We start from the raw sequence: 17,851 nt of genomic DNA, 5'->3' as shown, positions 1-17,851 counted from the left end.
CCTGATGTCCCTTCCCTGTGGCCCGAACGTCCAGGATGCTTCATAAGAACGGACAAAAGGCGCCCAACGTGCACGCACGCCGAGCGCCTTTCATCACATTCTGCTCAATTTCTGTCAAGAGTGGCCTCTGGCAGAGCGGCCTACAGCAGACCGTCCCACATCTGCTCCAGCAGCACCGACCACCAGTTCTCCGGCGACGCCAGCGCCGCCGGGTCCAGCATCGCCAGCTGCGCCTGGAAGTCCACCGTCCAGCGGCCCGCCTGCTCCGGGTTCAGCCCGAACCGCAGCCGCCACATCCGGCCGAGCAGCGCCATCGACCGCGTGAACTCCGGAAGCCCGGTGTTCACGAACTGCGGCGGCACCGGCTGCCCGTCCGGGCCGGCCTCCACCGGCACCGCCACGATGTGCGCGGTCCCGTACTGGACGCACAGCGCCCGCCCGAAGTCCGAGCCGAGCACCAGGTACGAACTCGCGTCCGACGCCGCCCGCACCTGCCGCTGCGCCGCCAGCTCGGCCAGCGTCGGCACCACCGGCACCGCGGGCTGCGCCCAGAAGAACGGACCGAAGTCCGCCGGAAGCCCCGCCCACACCAGCGTGCGCGCCACCAGCTCCGGCACGCCCTGCCGGGACACCGCCCGCTGGTCGAACCGGAGGATGCCCGGACCGAACGCCCCCGCCAGCTCCTGCGCGACCGCCTCCGGCGGCACCGGGGGCAGCGGCTGCACCGGCGGCAGCGGCGCCCGCACCGGAGCGGGCCGCGCCGGACCGTCCGCGACCTGGTGCAGCTCGCCCTGATGGGTCAGGAGCTGCCGCATCCCCTGCTGCCGGCCCGCGTGATCACGTCCGTACGGGGCGATGCTCGTGATCCGCGCCTGCGGCCACGTCTCCCGGATCATCCGCGCGCAGTAGCCGCCCGGCAGCTCACAGGACTCCAGCTCCGTGTGCAGCTCCAGGACCTGCTGCGGCGGCACGTTCATCGCGCGCAGCTCGTGCAGGATCTGCCACTCCGGGTGCGGGGTGCCCGGCGCCGAACGCCGGATGATCTGCGCCTCGGAACCGTCGGGCGCCCGGTAGCGCAGCACCGCCTGGTAGCCGGGACCGACCGTCGGCTGCCCCGGAGGCTGCTGCGGATACCCGTACGCGGGAGGCACGGGACCGGGTCCCGGCACGGGCGGCGGCGTGTGCCCGCCCACCGGCGGCGCCGGAGCGGGCGGGGGCGGCGGAGCACCCGGACCGGGGTGCGCCAGCATCGTCGCCGCGTGAGCGATGCCGCCCGGGGGCGTGCCGGGAACACCCGGCGGCGGGGGCGGGGGCGGCGGCGCCCCCGGACCGGACGGCCCCGGGTGCGCCAGCATCGTCGCCGCGTGGTGCACGGGCTGCGGCGGCGTCACGGGACCCGGCGGAGCGGGCGCGGGCGGCGGACCGGGCGGGGCCGGCGCGGACGGCGCGGACGGCGCGCCGGGCGGCTGGGGTCCGTCGGGGCCGAGCCGCGAGACCAGCTGCGTCGGAATGTACGCACCGGCACCCGAGGCCGGACCCGAAGCGCCCGGAACACCCGGGGCACCCGGCGGGGGCGGCGGACCCACCGGACCGCGACCGCCCTTCGGCGGCAGCGCGGCCTTGCTCGTCGCGGCGTCCGCGATGTCCCCGGCACCCGGCGCCGGGGACGCGGGGGCGGGCGGCGGCGGAAGCGGCGAGACGCCCGGACCGGACGGGGCCGGCGCGACGAGGGGCGCGGACGGGGCCGACACCATGTAGTCCGGCAGGGGCGGCGCGGCCGGGTCGAGCCGGGGCGCGATGGCCGTCGGGGGCAGCGCGCTGCCCCCCTTCATCAGGGCGGTCGGCGCGTCCGCGCCCACCGACGGCGGCGGGGCGTCCTCGTCGTCCGCCCCCGACAGCGGCGGCGCGAAGACGGTCGCGGGCAGCGGCACCGCCCCGTCGGCGCCACCGGAACTCGCGTTCGCGTCCACCCAGGGACTGTCGGCGGGCGCGGAAGGCACGACCGGAGACGCCGGAGACGACGCCGGGACCCCGTCCATCGCGGTCGGCTCGTACCCGTCGTCCTCACCGGAACCGGAACCGGGACCGGGCACGCTCTCCGGCGCCCCCGCCCCACCCGGGGCCGCCGACCCCTCCGACACGTCGGACGCGTCGGACGCGTCGGACAAGACGGAGGAGGCGGACGAGACGGAAGGCACCGCCGGCCCCACCGCGTCCGACACGTCGTCCACCGACCCCGACGCGCTCGCGTCCTCCTGCGACGCGTGCGACTCCTCCTTCGGCAGCCCGATCTTGTCCGCCGCGTCCTGCAGCCACTCCGGAGGAGTCAGCAGGAACGACGTCTGGTTCAGATCGATCCGGGCCGCGGGCACCGCCTCCTGGGCCGGCACCTCGTCCGCCGCCCCGTACTCCTCCTCGTACCGCCGGATCACCTCTCCCACCGGCAGCCCCGGCCACAGCGTCGCCTCACCGCTGTCCCGCGCGATCACGAGCCGCTGGCGCCCGCCGTCCGACGTCGGACCGCCCTCGCGGTCCTCCGCCCACGCCACGAACCCCAGCTCGAACTCCCGCACCCGCACCTCACGGTGCTGATAGCCCGGCAGATCGCCGTTGATCCACTCCTCGGCGCGCTCCTGCGCCTGTGCGAACGTCACCACAGCCAGCTCACTCCCCCACCGGGACCACGGGAACGGCGCGCGCGAAGCCGCCGTCCACCATCAGGTTCGCCACCGTCTCCAGCTCCGGCGGATTGCCCGCGAGCCGCTGGAGGAACGCGTCGAAGTCCGCGCCGCAGGGCAGCAGCAACCGCTCCACCCGCTCGCCCACCGTCCAGCCGGCCGCCACCTCGCCGGCGTCCCGCGCGTCGTCGTACGCGCAGAACCACACCGAACCGACCGCGTCACCGCGCACCTTCAGGGCGATCAGACCGCCCTGCACGAACGCGACGCCCAGGTAGTCCTTCGTCAGGTGGTCACGGAGGCACTTGTTCACGTACACGAGGTCGTTGATCCCGGCCTCCTCCCGCACCGTGAAGAACGGCTGGTCCACCAGGAGCCCCAGCTCCGCGTCCAGCGCCGCCCCCACCGGGGCGCAGCCGCCCGCCGCCTTCAGGAACGAGCGGTACGCCCCCGGAAGCCGGTAGCCCAGGTCCTCCTCGACGCCCTGGAGCTGCTGCTCCGACACCGCCACCTGCCCCTTCGGCAGCCCGAAGTGCGCCGGCCGCGTCTCCTGCAGCGGACGCGTCCCCCGCTTCGCGTGGTCCACGGCCGCCGTCGCGATCCCGCCGTGGTGCCGCAACAGCGCCTTCACCTCGACCGGCACCAGCTCCATCCGCCGGCCGCCCGCCACGTGGTGCCACGTCCAGCCGTGCGGCGTCGCCACCGGCGGAATCGTGTCCCACAGCTCATGACCGGTCGCCGCCATCGCCGCGTTCGCCGACACGTAGTCCGTCAGCCGCAGCTCGTCGACGCCGAAACCCTCCGGCGGGTCCGCGATCTCCGCCGCCGCGCGCGCGTACGGCGAGAAGTCCGGATACCCCCGCGCGTCCACCCGCACCCCCCGGGGATGCCGGGAAGCACGGACCGGGTCCGGGAAGTGCACGACCTGCCCGGCATAGGCCGCGTTCGGTGGCGCGGTGTCCTGCCCGAGCCGACCTGTCGTCATGGCGGTTGCCCCCTGCATGGCGTCGCTGACTGCTGCTACCGACAGCCGGGGCACTCACCACCGCCGACTGATGCCGCACAGCCTATGCGGTGCCACAAGAGCCCGGACCTGCCCGATCCCCCGGTCACCAACCGTCACGCCCCCATGACAGTCACACCATGATTCCGACACACCGACCACACGTTCAGCCGCCCCAGCTTCCCCATGTGGCTCCCTGTTTGGCAGGCTGTCCACGCAACTCGGGGGATTGCAGGAGGGGAAGACCAGCACCATGCACACAGCGACAACGCCCACACAGGGTGACCCACGCCTCAACTGGAGCGGCAGCGCCGACGCCACGCGCGCGCCCGCACTGCGCCACCGCCGCGACGGAATCCTTCCCACCGTCGGGGCCGCACTCTCCGTGCGCGGGGAGACACTCACCGGAACGGCGGGCCGCGGCGACCGGCCCCCGGTGCTGCACCCCCTCGTCCAGGACTTCCTGGACACCCTCACCACCGGCCAGCGCGAACGGTTCACCGGCCGCTGCCCCGAGGCCATCCTGCTCTCCCGGCACCTCACCGCCGTCGAGAACGGACGCTCCAAGCGCGCCCAGCGCAAACCGCTCACCCACGGCGAGGCCCGCCGCTCCCTCCGCCACGCCAAGCTCACCGCCCGGCACATCCGCGAGGACGGCGACCCGCTGCACGGAAACTACGCGCCGCCCTGCCGCTCCTGTACGGCGATGCTCGCCCACTTCGGCGTCCGCGCCGTCGACCCCACCACGCCTGTCGAGAACGGCTGACCGCATCCCCATGCCCGACCACCTCAGCACCACCCGCTTCCCGGTCAACGTCGACGCCGCCCTCCGCGAGGCCGGCTGGCAGCCCGGCCGCTGGGACATCGCACGCGCCGAGGAGTGGGCCGACGCCCTGCGCGCCCACGTCTCCCCCACCGGGCACCGCCACAGCGTCTTCCCCGCCGTCGTCGAGGCCTGGGCCGAGTTCGGCGGCCTGCGGATCACCACCCCCGGCCACGGCCGCCAGATAGCGCCCGCCGCCGTGCGCTTCGACCCGCTCGCCGGCCTCCACCTCTGCCGCACCCTCGCCGACCTCGGCCGCGCCCTGGAGACGGAACTCGCCCCCCTCGGGGAGGAGGGCGACCACCGGGCCGTCCTGGCGATGGACGCGGAGGGCCGCGTCTACGGCCTCGACCACGCGGGCGACTGGTACCTCGGCAAGGACATCGACGCGGCCCTGTCGACGCTGGTCACGGGGGCACGACCGACCCGCCTGACGGCCGGCTAGCGGCGTCGCGGGGCGCGGTCCGGACGGGGCGGGGGCCGGGAGCGGTAGAGCCGTACGGGGGCGGGCCGCCCGAGGAACGGGGCCGGACGAGGAACGGGGCCGGACGAGGGACGGGACCGGGCCGGAAGCCGTGCCGGGCGCCGCCGGACGGCGGGCCGGCGGGCCGACAGGCGGCCGACCGCCGGAACTCCCGGTCCGCGCCCTACGGCGCGTCCGGGCCCGCGCCGGAGGCGGCGGGTCCCCCGGGGGCGGCCGGCAGGACCGCCGACACCTTGAAGCCCCCCGCGTCGGTCGGCCCCGACACGAACACCCCGCCCAGCCGGGACACCCGCTCCCGCATCCCCACGAGCCCGTTCCCCCCGCTCGGCAGCCGCACGTCGGCGGCCCCCGCGTCCGACGGGCACGGACCGTTCTCCACCTGCATCGCGACCTCCGACCCCCGGTGGGCCAGCCGCACCACGACCTCGGCGCCCGCCGCGTGCTTGTGGACGTTGGTCAGCGCCTCCTGCACCACCCGGTACGCCGTCCGCTCCACCTCCGGCGGATACGCGCACACCTCCCCCGTCACCACGAACTCCACGGCCGCCCCCGCGAGCCGCGACTGCTCGCACAGCGCGTCCAGCGCGTCCAGGCACGGCCCGTCGTCCGCGGCGGCCTCCGCCGCCGCCGCGGCGGCCCGGCCGACCGCCGCCAGCGGCACCGCCGCCGGACCGGCCGGAACGGCCCCCTCCCTCAGCACGCCCAGCATCTCCCGCAGCTCCGTCAGCGCCTGCCGGCCCATGTCGCCGACGAGCGCCGCGTTCTTCACCGCCTTCTGCGGGTCCTTCAGGGCGACCGCCTGGAGCGCCGCCGCGTGCACCACCATCAGCGACACCCGGTGCGCCACCACGTCGTGCATCTCGCGGGCGATCCGCGTCCGCTCCTCCTGCCGCGCCCACTGGGCCCGCTCCTCGGCCCGGTCCGCGAGCAGCGACAGCTCCTGCTCCAGGCTGTCGGCCCGCTCCCGCAGGCTCTCCATGAGCCGGCGCCGCGCCCCTATGTAGAGGCCGAAGAACAGCGGCGGCGCGTTGAGCCCGAGGGTCACCAGGAGCGCCGTGCTCGGCACGTACCAGCCGCTCGGATCGAATTCCCGCTGGTCGACGTCGGCCTGGAGGACGTCCTGCCGCAGCCCCGTCATCGTCACGACGAACACGGCCGTCGTGGACATCCCGGCCAGCAGGACGGTGACCCGGCGCGGCACGTCGGACGCGGCGAGCGTGTACAGCCCGACGATCCCCATCAGGAAGCCCATCTCGGCGGGCGCGACGGCGATCGAGACGAGGACGACGGCGATGGGCCTGCGGCGGCGCACCACCAGCACGGAGCCGACGAGCAGCCCGAAGACCACCCCGACGGGCACCGGCGGCCCCGCCTTCTCCGCGAACTCGACCCCTTCGAGCCCGCACTCCAGCGCGGACACCACGGCGAGCCCGATGTCCAGGACGGCGCTGCGCCGTCTTCCCCACCACCTGTTTCCGACGCCCGTGGCGTCCCGGTCTGCCCCCGTTGCGGTCATGCCCACCACCCTACGGGCGGGCCCCTCCCCGACACGCCCCTCGTCAACGATGCGCACGCCAGTCCCTCGAACTGCTGAATCGACAGGACTTTCGACCCGGACGTCCGCATTCCGGACGAAAGTGTTCGCATGACAACCGAGACGAGCCGGTACGCCGACTTCGACGGCCTGCGGGAACAGGCCGTCGCCCTCCGGCGCGAGGGCCTCAGCCTCCGCCAGATCCGCGACCGCCTGAAGGTCCACAACAACGACCTCCTCCACCGCCCGGTGAAGGGCGAGCCCGCGCCGGAGCGGACCGGGAGCTTTTCATCGCCGGGGTCGCGCTCTATTGGGCCGAGGGCACCGAGGACAAGCCGTACGGGCGGCGCGAGATCCTCCAGTTCGTCAACAGCGATCCGAACGTCATCGCCCTCTACCTGCGGTGGCTGGACCTCCTGGGCGTCACGCCCGACCGGCTGCGCTTCCGGGTCGGCATCCACGAGCACGCGGACGTCGCGGAGGCCGAGAGGTTCTGGGCGGAACCGACCGGGGCCGACGGCTCGACGTTCTAGAGGACCACCCTGAAGCGCCACAACCCCCGGACCGTCCGGAAGAACACCAGGGAGGCGTACCGGGGATGTCTCGTCGTTTACGTCACGGGAGGCTCGGAGCTTTACCGTCGCATGGAAGGGGCCTGGTACGGCATAGTAGAGGCCGCCAGGGCACGGGACTGACAGCATGTCCGTTTTGGCCCTATACGCCATCCCCTGTGGTGTAATTGGCAGCACTGGGGCTTTTGGTGCCCTATGTCCGGGTTCGAGTCCTGGCAGGGGAGCTGCACGACGCGGGTCCCGGCCTCCACGGCCGGGACCCGCGCCCATGTCCGCCCCCCGGCCCCCCGGTATCCTTCGTGCGTCCACCACCCAAAGCCGAAGGGCAATCCCGTGAGCGCCAACCGCCCCCAAGTTCTCGGCTCCGCTCGAACAGGGGAGGCCCCCTTGGCAGCCGTCGTCGTCCTCGCAGCGGGTGAGGGCACCCGCATGAAGTCGAAGACCCCCAAGGTCCTGCACGAGATCGCCGGGCGTTCGCTCGTCGGGCATGTCGTGTCCGCGGCCCGGGAGTTGGAGCCCGAGCACCTCGTCGTGGTCGTCGGGCACGCCCGGGAGCAGGTGCGGGGGCACCTGGAGGAGCACTACGCCGGCACCCGGACCGCCGTCCAGGAGGAGCAGAGGGGCACCGGGCACGCGGTGCGGACGGCCCTGGAGGAGCTGGGCGAGGCGCCCGGGGGGACCGTCGTGGTCGTCTGCGGCGACACCCCCCTGCTGTCCGGGGAGACCCTGCGCGCCCTGGTGGACACCCACGCGGCCGACGGGAACGCCGTCACCGTGCTGAGCGCCGAGGTGCCGGACTCCACCGGTTACGGGCGGATCGTGCGGGACGCGGAGACCGGTGCCGTGACCGAGATCGTCGAGCACAAGGACGCCTCCGAGGCGCAGCGCGCGATCCGGGAGATCAACTCGGGCGTCTTCGCGTTCGACGGGAAGCTGCTCGCCGAGGCGCTGGGCCAGGTGCGGACCGACAACAGCCAGGGCGAGGAGTACCTCACCGACGTGCTGTCGATCCTGCGCGAGGCCGGGCACCGGGTCGGGGCGTCCGTGGCCGCCGACCACCGGGAGATCCTGGGCATCAACAACCGGGTGCAGCTCGCGGAGGCCCGCGGTCTGCTGAACCGCCGGCTCCTGGAGCGGGCCATGCTGGCCGGTGTGACGGTCGTGGACCCGGCGTCGGTGTTCGTGGACGTGACGGTGACGTTCGAGCCGGACGCGGTGATCCTGCCCGGTACGCAGCTGCTCGGTGCCACGCACGTGGGCGAGGACTCGGTGGTGGGTCCGAACACGCGCCTGAAGGACACCCGGGTCGGCAGGGGCGCCCGTGTGGACAACACGGTGGCGGATTCGGCCACGGTCGGCGACGGCGCCTCGGTGGGTCCGTACGCGTACCTGCGTCCGGGCACGAACCTGGGCGCGAAGGCCAAGGCGGGCACGTACGTCGAGATGAAGAACGCGACGATCGGCGAGGGCACGAAGGTCCCCCACCTGTCGTACGTGGGTGACGCGACGATCGGCGAGTACTCGAACATCGGTGCGGCCAGCGTCTTCGTGAACTACGACGGCGAGACCAAGCACCACACCACGATCGGGTCCCACTGCAAGACCGGTTCGGACAACATGTTTGTGGCTCCGGTCACGATCGGGGACGGCGCCTACACCGCCGCCGGGTCCGTGATCACCAAGGACGTGCCGTCCGGCGCCCTGGCCGTGGCCCGTGGCCAGCAGCGGAATATCGAGGGCTGGGTGGCCCGGAAGCGTCCCGGCAGCGCCGCCGCGCAGGCCGCTCAGGCCGCCTCGGAGGGGTCCGCCGGCGAAAGCTGACCGGAAACGAGTGCGTCGAACTCGGCGTACCGTGATACGTGCACACAAATTCGGCTGGTTCGCTCACGCGCCCGGAAGCGCGGGGACCGCGGCCAGAGAACACGTCTGAGGAGACAGTGCTGTGACCGGGATCAAGACGACCGGCGAGAAGAAGCTGATGCTCTTCTCCGGCCGCGCCCACCCCGAGCTGGCCGAGGAGGTCGCGCACCAGCTGGGTGTCGGCCTCGTTCCCACCAAGGCGTTCGACTTCGCCAACGGTGAGATCTACGTCCGCTTCCAGGAGTCCGCGCGCGGCGCGGACTGCTTCCTGATCCAGAGCCACACGGCTCCGATCAACAAGTGGATCATGGAGCAGCTGATCATGATCGATGCGCTGAAGCGGGCCTCGGCCCGGAGCATCACCGTGATCATCCCGTCGTACGGCTACGCCCGTCAGGACAAGAAGCACCGCGGCCGCGAGCCGATCTCGGCGCGTCTGGTGGCGGACCTGCTGAAGACGGCGGGGGCCCACCGGATCCTGACGGTGGACCTGCACACGGACCAGATCCAGGGCTTCTTCGACGGCCCGGTGGACCACCTGTCGGCGCTGCCGGTGCTGGCGGACTACGTGGGCGCCAAGGTCGACCGCGCGAAGCTGACGATCGTCTCCCCGGACGCGGGCCGCGTGCGGGTCGCCGACCGCTGGTGCGACCGGCTCGACGCGCCGCTCGCGATCGTGCACAAGCGGCGCGACAAGGACGTCGCGAACCAGGTGACCGTGCACGAGGTCGTCGGTGACGTGAAGGGCCGCGTGTGCGTCCTGGTGGACGACATGGTCGACACGGGCGGCACGATCTGCGCCGCCGCCGACGCGCTCTTCGCGCACGGCGCCGAGGACGTCATCGTGACGGCCACGCACGGCATCCTGTCGGGTCCCGCCGCCGACCGGCTGAAGAACTCGAAGGTGAGCGAGTTCGTGTTCACGGACACGCTGCCGGTGCCGGGAGGCCTGGAGCTGGACAAGATCACGGTGCTCTCGATCGCGCCGACGATCGCGCGCGCGGTGCGCGAGGTCTTCGAGGACGGTTCGGTGACGAGCCTCTTCGAGGAGCACTGAGCCGGAAGCACGTCGTGGAAGGGCCGTCCCCCGGGTGGGGGCGGCCCTTCCGCGTGCTCGCGCCTGATCCATTTGGGCGGTCCGGGGGCGGCGGGTAGACTGCCGGAGTTGCTCGGCGAGGGAGGCCGTACCCCCAGGGGTCACGGCGGTCCGTTATCGACGCGCTCTTCGTAGCAGGCCATCGCCAGTCGTGGCCGGGTGACCTCTTTTCCGTCACCTTTCTACGAGGAGTGCACCATGTCCGAGGTCAAGCTCGCCGCTTCCGTCCGCACCAAGTTCGGCAAGGGCGCCGCCCGTGCGATCCGCCGTGACGGCCAGGTTCCCGCCGTCGTCTACGGCCACGGCTCGGAGTCGGCGCACGTGACCCTGCCGGCCCACGACCTGGCCCTGGCGCTGCGCACGCCGAACGTCCTGCTGTCCCTGGACGTCGAGGGCAAGACCGAGCTGGCGATCCCGAAGGCCGTCCAGCGCGACGCCATCAAGGGCTTCCTGATCCACGTCGACCTGCTCCTCGTGCGCAGCGGCGAGAAGGTCACGGTCGAGATCCCGGTCCAGGCCGAGGGTGAGCTCGCCGCCGGCGGCAACCTGCTGGAGCACGTGCTCGGCACCCTGTCCATCGAGGCCGAGGCCACCCACCTCCCCGAGGCCGTCACGGTCTCCGTGGAGGGCCTGCAGGCCGGTGACTCCATCCTCGCGAAGGACATCGCCCTCCCGAAGGGTTCGTCCCTCGTGACCGACGCCGACGCCGTGGTGCTCCAGGTCCTGGCCGCGCAGGCCGAGGAGCCGGCCGCCGAGGGCACCGAGGGTGCCGAGGCCTGAGCCGTGGGCTCTGCCCTACGTGGCGGGGTGACGGGCCGGACGGCCCGTCACCCCGTTTCTCTTGTACGGAAGTACGGACGCGCGTGACCGCATACGAGGAGACCTGACGCACATGACGGACGACGCCAACGCGCCCTGGCTGGTCGTCGGCCTCGGCAACCCGGGGCCGGAGTACGCGGCCAACCGCCACAACATCGGCTTCATGGTCGTGGACCTGCTCGCGGAGCGGATGCGCGGCTCGTTCAAGCGGGCGCAGAAGGCGCAGGCGCAGGTCGTGGAGGGCCGGACGGGCCCGCCGGGCCCCCTGGGCCGCCGGGTGGTCCTGGTGAAGCCCCTGTCGTACATGAACCTGTCGGGCGGGCCGGTGACGGCGCTGCGCGACTTCTACAAGGTGCCGACGGCGCGCGTGGTGGCGGTCCACGACGAGCTGGACATCGACTACGGGGTGCTGCGGCTGAAGCTGGGCGGCGGCGACAACGGGCACAACGGCCTGAAGTCGATGACGAAGGCGATGGGTCCCGACTACCACCGGGTGCGGTGCGGGATCGGGCGTCCGCCGGGCCGGATGCAGGTGGCGGACTTCGTCCTGAAGGACTTCTCGTCGGCGGAGCGCAAGGACCTGGACTGGTTCGTGGACCGGGCGGCGGACGCGGTGGAGTGCCTGGTGGCGGAGGGCCTGGAGCGGGCGCAGTCCTCGTACAACTCCTAGGGAACGTCCGTGCGGGGGCGCGGCTGTACGATCGCGGGTCATGACGCACGTCCGTAACGCCGCCATGGCCCTGGTCGCCCTGCTCCTCGTCGTCGCGGGCGTGTGGTCCTCGTGGGACTCCGCCCAGCACGTGCTGTTCGCCAAGGGGCGCGAGCACGGGACGCTGACGGTGACGTCCTGCGGCGAGGAGAGGTGCGAGGGCCGGTACGTTCCGGAGGACTCCGGTGCGGGGCGCCGGGTGCTGACGATAGGGCGTTCGGTGGCGGCGGGGCCCGGGGAGACGATTCCGGTCGTGGTGAAGCCGGGTACGGGCGAGGGCGTGCGGACGGGCTGGGGCGGGGGGCTGCACGCCTGGCTGCCGCTCGGCGGGGCGCTGCTGCTGGCGGCGCCGCTGGTCGGCGGCGGGCTCCGGCTGTCGCGGACGGCGTGGTCGATGGCGGGTCTGGGCGGGGGGCTGCTGGTGGCGGCGTTCTTCGCGCTGTGAGGGGTGTTTTCCGGTCACGGTGGGGCGTATCTCCGCAGCCCTGTCCTGTTTTGACCGTCCTCTGGCGCAATCGTTATGGGCCTCTGGCTTAAGGCCCGCTTAAAGCGGCGGATAAGCTGCCCCCGCCACCTCCCACGGCATCATCCTCATCCCACAGATGGACGACCGCACATGCGACGCACCCTCATATCTTCCGGCGCGCTCGTCGCCGCCGTAGCGGGTTCCCTGATCCTCGCGCCGGTGGCTTCGGCATCCGGGGGCCAGACGACGTACGAGCTCAAGCTGCACCAGAAGACGCCGATCACGGCCGCCTCGTACGAGCAGGGCACGTGCCCGGGCATCCCGGGCGACAAGGACGGCTGGCACTTCGTCATCCCCGGCAACGGCGTGAACTTCGTCGAGCTGACGGTCCGGTTCGACGACGGCGCCCCGATCACCATCAAGGAGTTCGGCCCGCCGAAGGACGACCACGCCTACGTGGCGTCGGCGCCCGGCGCCAAGCTGACCTCGGCGGTCGCCCTGGTCGACGGCAAGGTGAAGCAGGGCTTCTTCAACCTGTCGCACGCATGCGCGGCGGACGTCGCCCCCACGCCGACGGGCACCCCTTCGGGCACGCCGTCCGAGACGACCCCGGGCACCCCCTCGGGCACCCCCTCGGAGACGACCCCGGGCACGCCGTCGGGCACCCCGTCGGAGACCACCCCGGGCACCCCGTCCGGCACCCCCTCGGGCACGCCGTCCGCGACCACCCCGGGCACGACCGCGTCCCCGACCGGGACCCCGGGTGCCTCCGAGACCCCCGGCGGCACCGAGTCGCCCGCCACGACCGCCCCCGCGGGCGGGACCGGCGGTCCGGGCACCCCCGGTGAGGGCGACCTCGCCGAGACCGGCGCCGGCGCCCCGGTCGGCATCCTCGCCGCCGCGGCCCTGGCCCTCGCGGCCGTCGGCGCGGTCCTGGTGACCCGCCGCCGCAAGGCCCAGCAGCACTGACGCACCCCGTCACGACGGAAGCCCCCGCCGGAGTCCCGGCGGGGGCTTCCTCGTGCGCGGAAGGGGGTCAGCCGGTGTTGCGCAGGCCCGCGGCCACGCCGTTCACCGTGAGGAGCAGGGCCCGCGCGAGCAGCGGGTCCGGCTCCTCGCCGCGCTCGGCGTCCGCGCGCTGGCGGGCGAGGAGGGCGACCTGGAGGTAGGAGATCGGGTCCAGGTAGGCGTCGCGGATGGCGAAGGTCTGCTGGAGGACCGGGTTGGAGTCGAGGAGCTTCTCGCCGCCGGTGACCTTGAGGACCTCGGCGACGGTCAGCTCGTGCTCGGCCCGGATGGTGTCGAAGACGTGCTTGAGGTCGTCGGGGACGAGGGTGTCGACGTAGTGGCGGGCGATCCGCAGGTCCGTCTTCGCGAGCGTCATCTCCACGTTGGAGAGGAAGTTGCGGAAGAAGTGCCAGTGCTCGTACATCTCGCCCAGGACCGGGTCGAGGCCGGCCTCGCGCAGGGCCTTGAGGCCGGAGCCGACGCCGAACCAGCCGGGGACGATCTGGCGGGACTGGGTCCAGCCGAACACCCACGGGATGGCGCGCAGTCCGTCGAGGCCGGCACCGGAGTCGGGGCGGCGGGAGGGCCGGGAGCCGAGGTGCAGGTCGGCGAGCTGGTCGACGGGGGTCGCGGCGAAGAAGTACGCGGGCAGGTCCGGGTCCTCGACCAGCCTGCGGTACGCGGTGTGGGCGGCGTCCGAGACGGTGTCCATGGCCGCGTCCCAGCGGGCCAGGGCCTCGTCGGACTGGCGGGGCGCGGTGTGCAGGGCGGAGGCCTGGAGGGTGGCGGCGACCGTCAGCTCCAGGTTCTCCCTCGCCAGGGACGGGATCAGGTACTTGTCGGAGATGACCTCGCCCTGCTCGGTCACCTTGATCTCGCCCTCCAGGGTGCCCCAGGGCTGGGCGAGGATCGCGTCGTGCGAGGGGCCGCCGCCGCGGCCGACGGTTCCGCCGCGGCCGTGGAAGAGGCGCAGGCGGACGCCGTAGCGGTGGGCGACGTCGCGCAGGCGGCGCTGGGCCCGGTGGATCTCCCACTGGCTGGTGGTGATGCCGCCGAACTTGGAGGAGTCGGAGTAGCCGAGCATGACCTCCTGGACGTCGCCGCGGAGCGAGACGAGGCGCCGGTAGGAGGGGTCGGCGAGCATCTCGTCGAGGATGACGTCGGCGGCCTTGAGCTCGTCGGTGGTCTCCAGGAGCGGCACGATGCCGATCTTGGCCCAGCCGCCGTGCAGGTCGATCAGGCCGGCCTCGCGGGCGAGGACGGCGGCGGCGAAGACGTCGTCGGCGCCCTGGCACATCGAGATGATGTACGACTCGATGACCTCGGGGCCGAAGCGCTCGAAGGCCTCCTTGACCGTGTGGAACACGCCGAGGGTCTTGGCGCCGGCGGCGTCGAGCGGGGCCGGGGTGGGGGCGAGCGGGCGGCGGGAGCGCAGCTCCTTGGCGAGCAGCTTGCGCCGGTAGTCGCGGGGCATGTCCGCGTACCGCCAGGATTCCTCGCCGAGGCGGTCGAAGAGCTGGCCGAGGGCGTGGTGGTGGGCCTCGGCGTGCTCGCGGACGTCCATGGTGGCGAGCTGGAGGCCGAAGGCGGAGAGGGTGCGGATGACCCGGTCCATCCGGCCGTCGGCGAAGAGGCCGCCGCGGTGCTCGCGCAGCGAGGTCTGGATGAGGGTGAGGTCGTGGAGGAGTTCGGCGGTGCCGAGGTAGTCGCGGCCCTCCTGGTGCGGGGTGCCGTTGGCGAGGCGCTCGCGGGTGTTGACGAGCTTCTGCCGGACGCAGGTGGCCTTGAGCCGGTAGGGCTCCTCGGCGTTGAGCCGCTTGTAGCGGGGGCTGATCTCCGGGAGGAGTTCCAGGTCGCGCCGGAGGGAGTCCAGGAGTTCCGGGGTGGCTCCGGTGTAGCGGATGGAGTTGGAGAGCAGGCCGCGCAGGAAGTCGATCAGTTCGAGGGCGTCGGTGATGCCGTGTTCGTGCTGGAGGATCAGGACGTCCCAGGTGACCTGGGGGGTGACGTTGGGGTTGCCGTCGCGGTCGCCGCCGATCCAGGTGCCGAAGGTCAGCGGGCGGGTGCCGGCGGGCAGCTCGACGCCGACGCGCTCCAGCTCGGCGGCGAGGTCCTCCAGGACGTCGCCGACGGCGTTGGCGTGCAGTTCGTCGAGGTAGTAGATGGCGTTGCGGGCCTCGTCGGCGGGCTCGGGGCGGACCACCCGGAGTTCGTCGGTCTGCCAGATGAGGTCGATGTGCTCGGCGAGGCGCAGGTCGGTGCGGCGCCGGTCGGCCGGGGTGACCGGGGTCTCCAGGAGCGCCGCGATCCGGCGGAGCTTGTTGAGGACGGAACGGCGGGCGGCCTCGGTGGGGTGCGCGGTGAAGACGGGCCGCACGTTGAGGTTCCGTACCGTCGCGCGGACGTGCTCGGGGTCGCCGTCCTTGAGCATGTCGACGGTGCGGGCGAGGAGGCCGCCCTCGGCGGCGCGCCGGTCGCGGAGCTCGCGGCCGCGGTGGACCTGCTCCGTCACGTTCGCGAGGTGGAAGTAGGTGGAGAAGGCGCGCACGAGCTTGGCGGCCGTCTCGAGTTCGACGCCTTGGAGCAGTTCGGCGGCGGCTTCGCCGTCCTCCCGGGTGAGGCGGCGGACCTTCTCGACGAGGTCGAGGAGTTCCGGGCCTTCCTGGCGGACGAGCGTCTCGCCGAGGAGGTCGCCCAGTCGGCGGATGTCGGCGCGCAGCTCGGTGCTGGCGGTGGGGGTCTGGTCGGCACTGCTCACAGGTGCGGCTCCTTGCAGTGTTTGAGCACGTCTGGAGGTGTTCTGGAGGCTTGCGGACCGCGCTGTCCGACGCACACAGGATAGGTGGCCGTCCCCCCGGTGGCGGTCAGGCCCCTCTTGTGCCCTCTTGCAGCGCGTCTCGACGCTGCCATACTTACGACACCGTAGGTTACGGAGGCGTAGCCACGGGTCCGCCTTCGCGCGCGTTCCCCCATCCCCTCACCCCCCAGGGAGACCCATGACCATGAGCCCCGAGATGACCTCGGCGACCGGGACGCCGGACGGTTCCGACGTCCTCCCCTCCGCCACGCTGGGCGGTGACAGCAAGCGTTCGGTCGAGCAGATCACGCTGCTGCTGTTCATCACGGTGCCGTTCCTGGCACTGCTCGCGGCGGTGCCGCTGGCCTGGGGGTGGGGGGTGAGCTGGCTGGACCTCGGGCTGATGGTGGCGATGTACTACATCGGCTGTCACGGGATCACGATCGGTTTCCACCGCTACTTCACGCACGGGTCCTTCAAGGCGAAGCGGCCGTTGCGGATCGCGCTGGCGGTCATGGGGTCGCTCGCGGTGGAGGGGCCGCTGGTGCGCTGGGTGGCCGACCACCGCAAGCACCACAGGTTCTCGGACGCGGAGGGCGACCCGCACTCGCCGTGGCGGTTCGGCGAGACGGTCCCGGCGCTGATGAAGGGCCTGTGGTGGGCGCACATCGGCTGGATGTTCGACGAGGAGCAGACGCCGCAGCACAAGTACGCCCCCGATCTGATCAAGGACCCGGCGATCCGGGCGGTCTCGCGCCAGTTCGTGCTGTGGACGATCGTGTCGCTGGCGATCCCGCCGCTGGTGGGCGGTCTGGTGACGTGGTCGTGGTGGGGCGCGTTCACGGCGTTCTTCTGGGGTTCGCTGGTGCGGGTGGCGCTGCTGCACCACGTGACGTGGTCGATCAACTCGATCTGTCACGCGGTGGGCAAGCGTCCGTTCAAGTCGCGCGACCGTTCGGGCAACGTGTGGTGGCTGGCGGTGCTGTCCTGCGGCGAGTCCTGGCACAACCTGCACCACGCGGACCCGACGTCGGCCCGGCACGGGGTGCTGCGCGGCCAGGTCGACTCCAGCGCGCGCCTCATCCGCTGGTTCGAGAAGGCGGGGTGGGCGTACGACGTGCGCTGGCCGGTGAAGTCCCGCGTCGAAGCCCGCCGCCGGGCCGCGTCAGCAGACGCGGCATGATGGAGGACGTGGCGATCGAGGGCAGGACCGGCGGTACCGGCAGCGGCGGAGAACAGAAGCCCCGGCGCGGGCGGCGGGTGCGGATGACGGGTGCGGAGCGCCGGGAGCAGTTGCTCGACATCGGCCGCACCCTGTTCGCCGCGAAGGGGTTCGAGGGCACGTCGGTGGAGGAGATCGCGGCGAAGGCCGGGGTCTCCAAGCCGGTGGTGTACGAGCACTTCGGCGGCAAGGAGGGGCTGTACGCGGTCGTGGTCGACCGGGAGATGCGCCAGCTCCTCGACGGGGTGACGGGCGCGCTGACGGCGGGGCATCCGCGCGAGCTCCTGGAGCAGGCGGCGTTCGCCCTGCTCGACTACATCGAGAACTACACGGACGGTTTCCGGATTCTCGTGCGGGATTCGCCGGTGGCGCAGTCGACGGGCACGTTCGCGTCGCTGATCAGTGACATCGCCACGCAGGTGGAGGACATCCTGGGCCTGGAGTTCAAGGCCCGGGGCTTCGACCCGAAGCTGGCGCCGCTGTACGCGCAGGCCCTGGTGGGCAGCGTGGCGCTCACGGGCCAGTGGTGGCTGGACGTGCGCAAGCCGAAGAAGGCGGAGGTCGCAGCGCACCTGGTGAACCTGGCGTGGCACGGCCTGGACGGTCTGGAGCAGAAGCCTCGGCTGATAGGGCACCGGAAGAGCTGAGGGACGGGGGCGGAGTTCCGTACGGGGTTCCGGGGGCTCCCGTACGGGGTCCCGGGTGAGCCCCGTAAGGGGACCCGGGCAGGGTTCCGGAGGGTTCCGGGCGAGCCCCGTACGGGGCCCCGGACGAGCCCCG

The 17,851-nt window shown here is 72.7% G+C and carries 14 protein-coding genes, 1 tRNA gene and 1 pseudogene; 12 read left to right on the top strand and 4 right to left on the bottom strand.

What is annotated here, in order from left to right; all coding sequences use genetic code 11:
• Positions 1-140: 140 nt before the first annotated feature.
• Together ACZ3IL_RS18860 and ACZ3IL_RS18855 are read right to left on the bottom strand one after the other, a co-directional pair.
• Positions 141-2,657: an SUKH-4 family immunity protein gene (locus tag ACZ3IL_RS18860; protein WP_467391539.1), complete on the bottom strand. Its 2,517-nt coding sequence runs from the start codon at positions 2,655-2,657 to the stop codon at positions 141-143.
• A 7-nt stretch (positions 2,658-2,664) separates the two neighbouring features.
• Positions 2,665-3,663: an SMI1/KNR4 family protein gene (locus ACZ3IL_RS18855; protein WP_467391538.1), complete on the bottom strand. Its 999-nt coding sequence runs from the start codon at positions 3,661-3,663 to the stop codon at positions 2,665-2,667.
• 271 nt (positions 3,664-3,934) lie between these two features.
• Here ACZ3IL_RS18855 and ACZ3IL_RS18850 point away from each other — a divergent pair, with 271 nt between their 5' ends.
• Both ACZ3IL_RS18850 and ACZ3IL_RS18845 read left to right on the top strand, forming a co-directional pair.
• Positions 3,935-4,447, top strand: a complete 513-nt coding sequence (locus tag ACZ3IL_RS18850) for a YwqJ-related putative deaminase (protein ID WP_467391537.1) — start codon at positions 3,935-3,937, stop codon at positions 4,445-4,447.
• Positions 4,448-4,457: 10 nt separating this feature from the next.
• Positions 4,458-4,949: an SUKH-3 domain-containing protein gene (locus ACZ3IL_RS18845; RefSeq protein ID WP_467391536.1), complete on the top strand. Its 492-nt coding sequence runs from the start codon at positions 4,458-4,460 to the stop codon at positions 4,947-4,949.
• Positions 4,950-5,151: 202 nt separating this feature from the next.
• Here the strand turns inward: ACZ3IL_RS18845 and ACZ3IL_RS18840 are convergent, their stop codons facing one another.
• Positions 5,152-6,504: a sensor histidine kinase gene (locus ACZ3IL_RS18840; protein ID WP_467391535.1), complete on the bottom strand. Its 1,353-nt coding sequence runs from the start codon at positions 6,502-6,504 to the stop codon at positions 5,152-5,154.
• 129 nt (positions 6,505-6,633) lie between these two features.
• Here ACZ3IL_RS18840 and ACZ3IL_RS18835 point away from each other — a divergent pair.
• The 8 genes and pseudogenes from ACZ3IL_RS18835 to ACZ3IL_RS18800 all read left to right on the top strand — a co-directional run bounded on the left by ACZ3IL_RS18835 (position 6,634) and on the right by ACZ3IL_RS18800 (position 13,013).
• A pseudogene (locus ACZ3IL_RS18835) lies at positions 6,634-7,217 on the top strand (hypothetical protein).
• Between the two features lie 29 nt (positions 7,218-7,246).
• Positions 7,247-7,318: transfer RNA gene (locus ACZ3IL_RS18830), tRNA-Gln, on the top strand.
• A 109-nt stretch (positions 7,319-7,427) separates the two neighbouring features.
• On the top strand, positions 7,428-8,915 hold the full coding sequence (gene glmU, locus ACZ3IL_RS18825) for a bifunctional UDP-N-acetylglucosamine diphosphorylase/glucosamine-1-phosphate N-acetyltransferase GlmU (RefSeq protein ID WP_467391534.1): 1,488 nt from the start codon (positions 7,428-7,430) through the stop codon (positions 8,913-8,915).
• Positions 8,916-9,036: 121 nt separating this feature from the next.
• Positions 9,037-10,011 carry a ribose-phosphate diphosphokinase gene (locus ACZ3IL_RS18820; protein WP_467391533.1) on the top strand — a complete coding sequence of 325 codons (975 nt, stop codon included), beginning with the start codon at positions 9,037-9,039 and terminating at the stop codon, positions 10,009-10,011.
• 237 nt (positions 10,012-10,248) lie between these two features.
• Positions 10,249-10,830 carry a 50S ribosomal protein L25/general stress protein Ctc gene (locus tag ACZ3IL_RS18815; protein WP_467391532.1) on the top strand — a complete coding sequence of 194 codons (582 nt, stop codon included), beginning with the start codon at positions 10,249-10,251 and terminating at the stop codon, positions 10,828-10,830.
• 112 nt (positions 10,831-10,942) lie between these two features.
• Entirely contained in the window at positions 10,943-11,539 is a 597-nt protein-coding gene (gene pth / locus ACZ3IL_RS18810) for an aminoacyl-tRNA hydrolase (protein WP_467391531.1), read from the top strand.
• Between the two features lie 40 nt (positions 11,540-11,579).
• Positions 11,580-12,023 (top strand): hypothetical protein, encoded by a 444-nt coding sequence (locus ACZ3IL_RS18805; protein WP_467391530.1) that lies wholly within the window; start codon positions 11,580-11,582, stop codon positions 12,021-12,023.
• Positions 12,024-12,194: 171 nt separating this feature from the next.
• Positions 12,195-13,013 (top strand): LPXTG cell wall anchor domain-containing protein, encoded by an 819-nt coding sequence (locus ACZ3IL_RS18800; RefSeq protein ID WP_467391529.1) that lies wholly within the window; start codon positions 12,195-12,197, stop codon positions 13,011-13,013.
• A 67-nt stretch (positions 13,014-13,080) separates the two neighbouring features.
• Here the strand turns inward: ACZ3IL_RS18800 and ppc are convergent, their stop codons facing one another.
• Positions 13,081-15,810 carry a phosphoenolpyruvate carboxylase gene (gene ppc, locus ACZ3IL_RS18795; RefSeq protein ID WP_467391528.1) on the bottom strand — a complete coding sequence of 910 codons (2,730 nt, stop codon included), beginning with the start codon at positions 15,808-15,810 and terminating at the stop codon, positions 13,081-13,083.
• 238 nt (positions 15,811-16,048) lie between these two features.
• On the opposite strand from ppc, the gene ACZ3IL_RS18790 reads away from it, so the two are divergent.
• Complete coding sequence (locus ACZ3IL_RS18790) at positions 16,049-17,032, top strand: acyl-CoA desaturase (protein ID WP_467391527.1); 984 nt, start codon at positions 16,049-16,051, stop codon at positions 17,030-17,032.
• Positions 17,029-17,718, top strand: coding sequence for a TetR/AcrR family transcriptional regulator (locus ACZ3IL_RS18785; protein ID WP_467391526.1), 690 nt, complete (start codon positions 17,029-17,031; stop codon positions 17,716-17,718). The genes ACZ3IL_RS18790 and ACZ3IL_RS18785 overlap by 4 nt, the downstream gene beginning before the upstream one ends.
• The last annotated feature ends 133 nt before the right edge of the window (positions 17,719-17,851 follow it).

This window comes from Streptomyces sp. NPDC014907, from assembly GCF_055562975.1.
This window is presented reverse-complemented; position numbering and strand designations above follow the sequence as displayed.